Source organism: Phenylobacterium sp. (genome assembly GCF_031425575.1).
Classification (GTDB): domain Bacteria; phylum Pseudomonadota; class Alphaproteobacteria; order Caulobacterales; family Caulobacteraceae; genus Phenylobacterium.
In genome coordinates, this window is the sequence record NZ_JANPJP010000101.1 from 19,840 (window position 1) to 28,618 (window position 8,779).

5 protein-coding genes are annotated in these 8,779 nt (G+C 65.4%); all 5 read left to right on the forward strand.

What is annotated here, in order from left to right:
• The first annotated feature begins 154 nt into the window (after positions 1–154).
• Complete coding sequence (locus RMO97_RS05435; RefSeq protein WP_310539512.1) at positions 155–2,902, forward strand: TonB-dependent receptor domain-containing protein; 2,748 nt, start codon at positions 155–157, stop codon at positions 2,900–2,902.
• A gap of 423 nt (positions 2,903–3,325) precedes the next feature.
• Complete coding sequence (locus RMO97_RS05440) at positions 3,326–5,827, forward strand: TonB-dependent receptor domain-containing protein (RefSeq protein WP_310539513.1); 2,502 nt, start codon at positions 3,326–3,328, stop codon at positions 5,825–5,827.
• Positions 5,828–6,041: 214 nt separating this feature from the next.
• Complete coding sequence (locus RMO97_RS05445; RefSeq protein ID WP_310539514.1) at positions 6,042–7,154, forward strand: response regulator; 1,113 nt, start codon at positions 6,042–6,044, stop codon at positions 7,152–7,154.
• Positions 7,155–7,251: 97 nt separating this feature from the next.
• Positions 7,252–7,875 (forward strand): class I SAM-dependent methyltransferase, encoded by a 624-nt coding sequence (locus RMO97_RS05450; RefSeq protein WP_310539515.1) that lies wholly within the window; start codon positions 7,252–7,254, stop codon positions 7,873–7,875.
• A 48-nt stretch (positions 7,876–7,923) separates the two neighbouring features.
• On the forward strand, positions 7,924–8,779 hold an 856-nt coding region (locus RMO97_RS05455), incomplete at its 3' end, for a matrixin family metalloprotease (protein WP_310539516.1).

Below are 8,779 nucleotides of genomic sequence, written 5' to 3' on the forward strand. Positions count from 1 at the left end.
ACCTATCGCTGTACGTTGACAGACTCTTGCTTGCGGCGTGACCGTCACCTCTGTCGGGACAGCCGCTGCGGGTTCCAGGCCAAGATTTTTGCGTGGCGAATGCTGACAGACCGGACCGGCGTAGAAAGTCCGGCTGTCATGGGAGGATAAGTGAATGTCCAAAACTCTGCACCTGCGGAGCTTGCTGGTCGTTGGCGCGAGCGCCGCGGCACTGACGGCGATGAGCTCACCGGCTTTCGCACAGGCCACCACCACCATTGAAGAGCTGGTGGTCACCGCTGAGAAGCGCGAACAAAGCCTTCAGGACGTTCCTGTCGCCGTTTCCGCCTTCACCAGCAAGCAGCGTGACCTAGTCGGGATCAACACGGTCCAGGACCTGACGAATTTCACACCCGGCTTTGTCTATTCGGCCGTCAATGACCGCGCCAGCATGCGTGGCGTGGGCCGTCTGTCCAACATTCAATCCATCGACGGCGCGATCGCCATCTATATTGACGGCCTCTACACCACCTCCACTGTGTTCGCCGGCGCACCGCCGCTGCAGGTCGACCGGGTTGAGGTGCTGCGTGGTCCCGCCGGGACCCTCTATGGCCGCAACTCCATCGGCGGCACCGTCAACATCATCTCACGCCGTCCGACCGAAGAGGCCTACGCCGAGGTCCGCGCCGTCGTCGAGAACTATGGTTTCACGAACTTCCAGGCCGCGATTTCCGGCCCCGTGACCGACAATCTCCAATTCCGCCTGTCGGGCTACAAGCTCGATCAGACCAAGGGCTATTACGAGAACGTCAACCGCAACATGCCGACCGAGGGCGCGGTCCGCGACGAATACGCGGTGGAACTGCAGCTGCAGGGCCAGTTGGGCGAGAACGCTGACTTCTGGATCAAGTACGGCGATCTGCGGTGGGACAACCGGGGCGGACCGGGCGCCCGCTCGGGCTACCTCGCCGGCTCCTATGAGACCGGCCGGCAAGATCCGAACTTCTCGGTCATCTACAATCCGGTTCACGGCTACAGCCCGGAGACGGGCCTCAACGGCATCGTCCCCGGCAGCCTGCAGCAGTTCAACGGCGGCACGACAACGACCAATCCGGCCCAACGTAACGCTCACAAGATCAACACGAACACGCCGATTTTCGTCGGCCTCACCGATGTTCACCTGCTGACCGCGAACTTCAACTATCACGCCCCGACTTTCGACGTGAAGTACATCGGCGGCATCTCGAACTACGCGTACAACACCACCGGCGACCTGGATAACTCGAACGTCAAGTCCTATCAGATCCCCCTACAGCCGGGGTCTCTCTGCGGCAATGTCGGCCTGCTGTTCAGCCTCGGCGCATCGTCGGTCAACTGCGGCCCTCTCACCGTGGATGCGACAGCGACGTACCACTACTTTGAAAAGCCGAAGTGGTTCAGCAACGAAATCAACATATCTTCGACAACGGATTCTCCGCTGCAGTGGATCGTCGGACTATATCAGTTCGAGCAAAGCTATTCGGCGACCAACACTTTGAATGGCTTCAGCAGCCAGCCCCAGATGAAGACCCCGGTTCTGGGCGCCGCGCCCAATCCGACCGGCGCCTTCAGCATCTCCGAGTACGACCTCACCACCAAGAGCAAGGCCATGTTTGGTCAGCTCGACTGGCAGGCCACCGACACACTGAAGTTCACGGCCGGTTTGCGCTATACAAAGGACGAAAAAGAAGGCTCCGAGACCCGGCGCGTCGTCTGCTTCTCCGACGTCTGCTTCCCGGGCCTCTATGCAGCCCTCGGCCTTAGCGGCTTCGGCCCCGGCACGGCCGCCAACTACGGCAGCCTGCTAGGCAACCTCAATGCTCTTCCTGCCGTGGGCGCGGCCTTTGGTCTCGGCGGAGCTCTGAACGGCCTCGCCGGTCTCGGCAATGGTGCCTTCGACCTGACCACGGCGCTTGCCCCAACCACTACGGCGGCCGGGGCCAAGGGCGTCACCAGTCCGGTGGTCGCCACCGCCACCCCCGGCGTTTTCATTCAGTACAAGATTGCCAGCAACGGCAACATGGTGCGGCAGCTGGGCGGCGAGTCTGACGCGGTTACCGGGACCCTGGGCGCCCAATGGGAGCCCGACTCCGACACGATGGCCTATGCCCGTTACAGCCGCGGCTATAAGGCCTTCGGTTTGTCAGCCGGCGGCGGACTGGCAGCACCCTACGCCAACCCCGAGTTCGTCGACTCGATCGAGGTTGGGTTGAAGAAGAACTTCGCCACCCTGCAGCTCAACGCCGCAGTTTATCACTACAAGTACACCGACTTGCAGGCGCCGGTGACCGCCAGGGTTGGCGCCACCAACGTCACTCAGTTCATCAACGTTCCGGAATCGCGCTCGCAAGGGCTCGAACTGGACGCGATCTGGGCCCCGACCGAAGCGCTGCGCCTGATCGGCTCCTACTCCTTCAACGATACGGAGATCACCCAGAGCGGCCTCTATGTCGACGTGAATGACAACATCACGACCGGCGCCGTGAGCGTGAAGGGGAACGCCTTGCCGCAGGCCCCGCGCAACAAGTTTGCGCTGAACGCCAGCTACTCCTTCGTCATGGAGCCCGGCACCCTCACCCTGGGGGCGACCTATGTCTGGCGTGACAAGGCCTACGCCAACATCTTCGAGCGGTCATATAACGAGTCTCCGACCTGGGATCAGATCGATCTTCGCGCCAACTGGAACTCGCAGGACGGCCGGTACGCGATCATCGGCTATGTGAAGAATGTCGCCGACACCGAAGGCTATGACGCCGCCGTGGGCGCCTCGAACCGCAACCGCAACCCAGCCATCGCCAGTGACAACTTCGCCACCGGCGCTCTGAACCTCGGCCTGACACCGCCGCGCACCTACGGCGTCGAATTCCAGTACAAGTTCTTTTGAGTCTTAGCCTCGGGTCTTCCGACCTGAGGCCAGGGCCACCTCTGAGGGCGGCGGGGAAACCCGCCGCCCTTTTTCTTGGCCGCAGCGCGGAAACGCCCGGCCGTTTGTAGGCTGCACGCCAATTTCGCGGGGCGGTATGACCCAAAGGCGCTGCTACCTCGCGGATCGGTCAAGCTTTCCGAGGAATTAACAGGCCGACCAAAGAACACGGGTCAGTTTTGTACCACGCGTTTGAAACTGCGGTACTTCGGCCACAGCGACACGAAAGCGTCGCCAAAAGCCCGCGCCTTTCGGCGGCGCACATTGACGGAGGCCCGTGCGCGACCGAGGTATCGCGCGCTTCGGCGCCTCCCCGCGCCCTGGCTTCATCAGATTCGTACATGCAGGCGGACGCGGGCGAAGCCCCGCCGCCCGGGAGGATACATGTCTTCAGTCAACCGTTTCCGGCTGCGCACCGTTCTGGCGCTCGGGGTCTCGACCCTGACCCTGGCGGCTGTCGCCGCCCCCGCCCTCGCCCAGGACGCCGCTGCTAACGATTTCACCATCGATGAGCTGGTGATCACCGCCGAGAAGCGTGAGCAGGCCCTGCAGGACGTTCCGGTCGCGGTGTCGGCCTATACCTCCAACCAGCGCGACGTCATCGGGATGAACAACATCCAGGACTTCGTGAACTTCACGCCGGGCATGAACTATTCCGGCACCGACCGGGTGTCGCTGCGCGGCGCCGGCCGTAACACCTTCTATGTCGGCAACGACCCGGGCGTGGCCGCCTACACCGACGGCTTCTATTCCGCCTCGTCGTCCGAACTGTTCAAGTCGCCGCTGTTCGTCGAGCGCACCGAAATCCTGCGCGGTCCGCAGGGCACCCTCTACGGCCGCAACGCCATGGGCGGCGCCATCAACACCATCTCCAGGCGCCCGGCCGACGCGTTCGGCGGCGAAGTCCGCCTCGCGGTGGGCAACTACGAGCGCACCAAGATCGAAGGCCTGGTCTCGATCCCGGTGGCCGAGCACCTGCGCTTCTCCATCGGCGGCAGCCAGGACTGGCAGCGCGACGGCTTCATCAAGAACATCGGCCCGGCCAACGACGGCGGGACGATCAAGCGCACCTATTTCGAAATCCAGGCCGAGGCCGAGCTGGGCGACAACACCGCCGCCTGGCTGCGCTACTCGCGCTCGAACTGGGACGACACCACCGGCGTGGGCGACCGCCTCTCCAACCTGGTGACGCCCTACGACACCACCCGCGTGTTCCAGCCGATCGGCGGCCTGCTGCCCAACCCGGCCTTTGGCTACGGCGTCGCCAACCCCGGCGTCACCGACCCCTACAAGCAGAACACCAACCGCGACGGCTACGGCTACCTGCGCGGCAACCACGTGCTCACCGCCCAGGTGACCTACGACCTGGGATGGGCCGACCTGAAGTACATCGGTGGCTTCCAGCAGTACAACTATCAGACCGGCGGCGACTATGACGGCACCAGCCGTACGGCCGCCATTGCAATCCCCGGCATGGCGGTCCCCTACTTCCCGGACCAGACCACCGACTTCGACGAGAACAAGCGCTACTTCTCCAACGAGGTGAACCTCACCTCCAACGGCGACGGCCCGCTCTCGTGGATCCTCGGCCTCTACCAGTACCACGAGGAATACAAGCAGCGGATCCAGCTCGGTTCGCCCCAGCAGTCGCAGCTGGCCACCCCGCTGACCCTGGCCGGCACGCCCGCCGCCCCGAACCCGCTGCGCAACTTCGTGGACCAGAACGCCACCCTGGAATCCAAGGCCTGGGCGGTCTTCGGCCAGTCGACCTACAAGTTCAACGACGCCTGGGCGATCACCGGCGGCCTGCGCTACACGGTCGACGACAAGGACGGCTTTGAGACCCAGCGCCTGATCATCCAGTCGCCCTCCATCGCGTCGGGCGCCGCGGCCTTCGATGTCTCCAGCGACATGGACCCGCTGACCCCGGGCGTGCAGAACTTCCGCAGCCTGTCCGACAGCTGGAGCGCCGTCACCGGCACCCTGAACCTGGACTGGACCCCCGACCAGGACACCCTGGCCTACGCCAAGTACAGCCGCGGCTATAAGTCGGGCGGCTTCCTGCTGGGCACGCTCGCCCCGCAGCCGAAGGCCGACGAAGAGTCCGTCAACGCCTACGAAATCGGCCTGAAAAAGACCTTCAACGGCCGCTTCATCCTGAACTCGTCGATCTTCTACAACGACTTCAAGGACCTGCAGCTCAACCTGTCGCAGCTCAACGCGACCGGCACGGCGGCGGCCTCGAACTTCGTGAACGTCGACGCCACGGCCTGGGGCGTCGAACTGGAAGCCCAGTGGCGCCCGATCGAGCCGCTGCAGATGATGGCCTCCTACGGTTATCTCAACACCGAGATCACCCGCGGTTGCTGCTTCTATGACCCGGCCGATCCCTCGGCCCTGCTGCCGGGCGCCCAGCCCCGCGGCGGCTCGGCCACCACCAATGGCGTCCTGCTGGTCTTCCAGGACCTGAAGGGAAGCCAGCTCTTCCAGTCGCCGGAAAACAAGTTCGCGTTCAACGCCAACTACACCTTCGACTTCGCCCCGGGCTCGCTGATCCTCTCGGGGACCTACACCTGGACCGACTCCACGATCTACCAGCCCTTCAACGATCCCGCGTTCGAGGTTCCGGCTTATGGCACCGGCGATCTGCGGGCGCTGTGGAAGGACGCCGACGACAAGTACACGCTCATCGCGTCGGTGAAGAACGTGACCGACGAGCAGGGCTTCACCTCGACGGGCTCCACCAACCCGACGGCGGTGTTCGGCAATCCCAACCCCGGCCTGGTCGTGGGCGGTACGCCGTACTTGCGTCAGACCGGCGTCTCGATCTCGCGCGGCCTGATCGCGCCGCGCACTTACAGCCTGGAGCTGCAATACAAGTTCTAGGATCCGGTGAACGACCCCGGCTCCACGGAGCCGGATTTTCACCAAGGAATTCAAGGGCGGCGGAGCAATCCGCCGCCCTTTTTCTGCGCCAGCGTCAGGAATTGTCCGTGCGTTCGACCTATTGCAGCGCTCACAACTCCCAGTTCGTGCCCTTAACGTCTCTGCAAGCGCTTACGCGCATTCTGGGGATAGTTCCCCCACGCGCCGGCTGTTCATGTCCCTGCCAGACTTTTTCTTCGAGCGGATAACCAGCGAAATCCATCAACAGATGGAGGGCGTGCTGGCGCTTGCCGAACGCTTGGCCCGCCACCCCCTGGGCGCCGACGCCCAGGCCTGCGTGGCCGGTGTGAGCGAGGCCGCGGCCTGCGTGCGCCAGATCCTGGCTTCCAGCGCCGACCTCAAGGACGCCGCCACCCTGGGCATGGCCTTCGATCCCGCACCCAAGCGGGTGCGTGACCTGGCCGACGAGATCGAGGCCCGCTGGGGCCAGAAGGCCGCCAAGTCCGGCGTGACCCTGCTGGTCTCCTATGACGGCGCGCCGGAGATGATGGCGCTCATCGATTCCGACCGTGTCATGCAGGCCTTCGACGGCTTCATCTCCCAGGCCCTGGCCGGCGTGCGCCACGGCGCCGTGGAGGCCACCCTGCGCGCCCATCCGGCCGGGGACATGGTGCGGCTGGAAGGCCGCGTGCGCGGCGGCGGCGAACGCAGCGTCGGCGACGCCCTAGACATCCAGGAGATCGAGGCGCTGTTCGGGCTGGAAACGGCCCTGTCGGTGGCCGTGGGCCGCCAGATCGTCTCGGCCCTGGGCGGAGACGTCCACACCGAGGCCAACGCCGGGGCCGGGGAGACCCTAGTCTTCGAATTCACCGCCCCCACCGCCGTGGAAAGCAACGGCGAGGCGGAGCCCGACAATCTCGACGCCCAGCAGCGGGCCGCTCACATTCTGGTGGTGGACGACAACGCCACCAACCGCATGGTGGCCGAGACCCTGTGCGAGATGTTCGACTGCACTTCTGAGTCAGCCGTCGATGGCGTGGAGGCCGTGGACGCCGCCCGCACCGGCCGCTTCGACCTCATCCTGATGGACATCAAGATGCCCCGCATGGACGGGGTCACCGCCACGCAGGCGATCCGCGCCATGCCTGGCGCGGCGGGCCGGGTGCCGATCATCGCACTCACCGCCAACGCCGACCCGGAGGATGCAGCGGGCTACCTCGCCGCGGGCATGAATGGCGTCGTGGAAAAGCCCATGAAACCCGAGAACCTGCTGAAAGCCCTGCAGGAAAACCTCGGCGGCGGCGGCGAACAGGCGGTCGCGGCCTAGCTTCGTCTCGCTGTCTCCGCCGATGCAGCCCGTATGCAGACGCTGGCCTTGGGCGGCGACCTGGAGGATGCTGGTCTAAAGTCCGGGGCGAGACGTCATGTCATCCTTCTACAACCGCAAGATTCTGCCGCGTCTGCTGACCTGCGCCTGTTCCTCGCCGCCGATGATGAAACAGCGGGCCAAGATTGTGCCCCACGCCACCGGTCGGGTGCTGGAGCTGGGGATCGGCATGGGTCTCAACCTGGCCTTCTATAATCCGGCGGCCGTCACCACCGTGGTGGGGGTCGATCCTGCTCCGGAGCTGCGCGCCCTGGCCGAGGCCGCGCCCCGGGCGCCCGGCCTGGCCGTCGAGGTCGCAGAGGGAACCGCCGAGGCCCTGCCCTTCGAGGACCGCAGCTTCGATACGGTGGTGTGCACCTTCACCCTCTGCTCGGTCCATACGCCGGCTGCGGCCCTGGCGCAGGCGCGCCGGGTGCTGAAGCCCGGGGGCGCGTTCCTGTTCTGCGAGCACGGCCTGGCCCCCGACGCCGACGTCGCCAGATGGCAGAGGTTCTGGGACCCGCTGTGGAGCCGCATGGCCGGGGGCTGCCACATCATCCGGCCGGTGGCCGCCGCCCTTCCCGCCGCCGGACTGAAGGTTGACTGGCTGGAGACCATGTACCTGCCGGGCACGCCGCGCATCGCCGGCTGGAACGAGTGGGGCCGCGCGGTGGCCGGCTGAAATTTGCGCTTGCCCCCGTATCGGCGGGTCGCGCTAAGGTAGAGCTTAGTGACGCGTACCGGCGTCGGCCTGTGGGGGGCGAAGATGGCGGCGCCGAGCATTTCCGAGATCACCAGCGTCCTGCTGTACGACGAGGGCAACGCCTGGAGCGGGAGCCCGATCACCTTCAGCTTCCCCAAGGCCGGCAGCACCTGGCCCACCTACGCCGTCGACGACGAGCAGGCCAACGCCGACTATGGAACCGTCACCGACGCCCAGGCCGCGGCCATCCGGCTGGCCCTGCAAGCCTGGGACAAGGTCATAGCCCCCAGCCTGGTGGAGACCGACGACGTCGCCAATACGGGCCAGATTCGCATCGCCTTCACCGATGTCAATGACGCCACCGGGAACGAGGACACCACGGCCTTCGCCTATCGCCCGCCCCAGCCAGGATTCGCCCTGGCGCCGTGGCAGGGCGACGTCTGGCTGGACGAGACCTTGAAGACCTCGAGTTTCGCCCCGAGCTCCTCAGGGTTCGAGACGGTGCTGCATGAGCTGGGGCATGCCCTCGGCCTGCAGCATCCCTTCGGACCGGGCGCCACCCTGCCCGCTGGCTACGACAACAGCCGCTACACGGTGATGTCCTACGACTCTCCGCAGGACACCTACCACGTCACCATTGAACTGGTGGACGGGGTCAACCGGTTGATGGGACGGCCGGTCAGCCCCACCACCCCGATGGTCTTCGACATCGCCGCCCTGCAGGCCCGCTACGGGGCCGATTCGACCACCGGCCTGGGCGACACCACCTATAGCTGGTCCCAGGGGACCCCCATGATGCAGGCGCTCTACGACGCCGGCGGGACCGACACCTTCGACCTGTCGGCCCACAGCCGCTCGTCGATCATCGACCTGACGCCGGGCG

Bases quoted from the DNA above. Each gene is read 5' to 3' on its own strand.
- RMO97_RS05435 (WP_310539512.1), top strand. From the start codon at position 155: ATGTCCAAAACTCTGCACCTGCGGAGCTTGCTGGTCGTTGGCGCGAGC.
- RMO97_RS05440 (WP_310539513.1), top strand. From the start codon at position 3,326: ATGTCTTCAGTCAACCGTTTCCGGCTGCGCACCGTTCTGGCGCTCGGG.
- RMO97_RS05445 (WP_310539514.1), top strand. From the start codon at position 6,042: ATGTCCCTGCCAGACTTTTTCTTCGAGCGGATAACCAGCGAAATCCAT.
- RMO97_RS05450 (WP_310539515.1), top strand. From the start codon at position 7,252: ATGTCATCCTTCTACAACCGCAAGATTCTGCCGCGTCTGCTGACCTGC.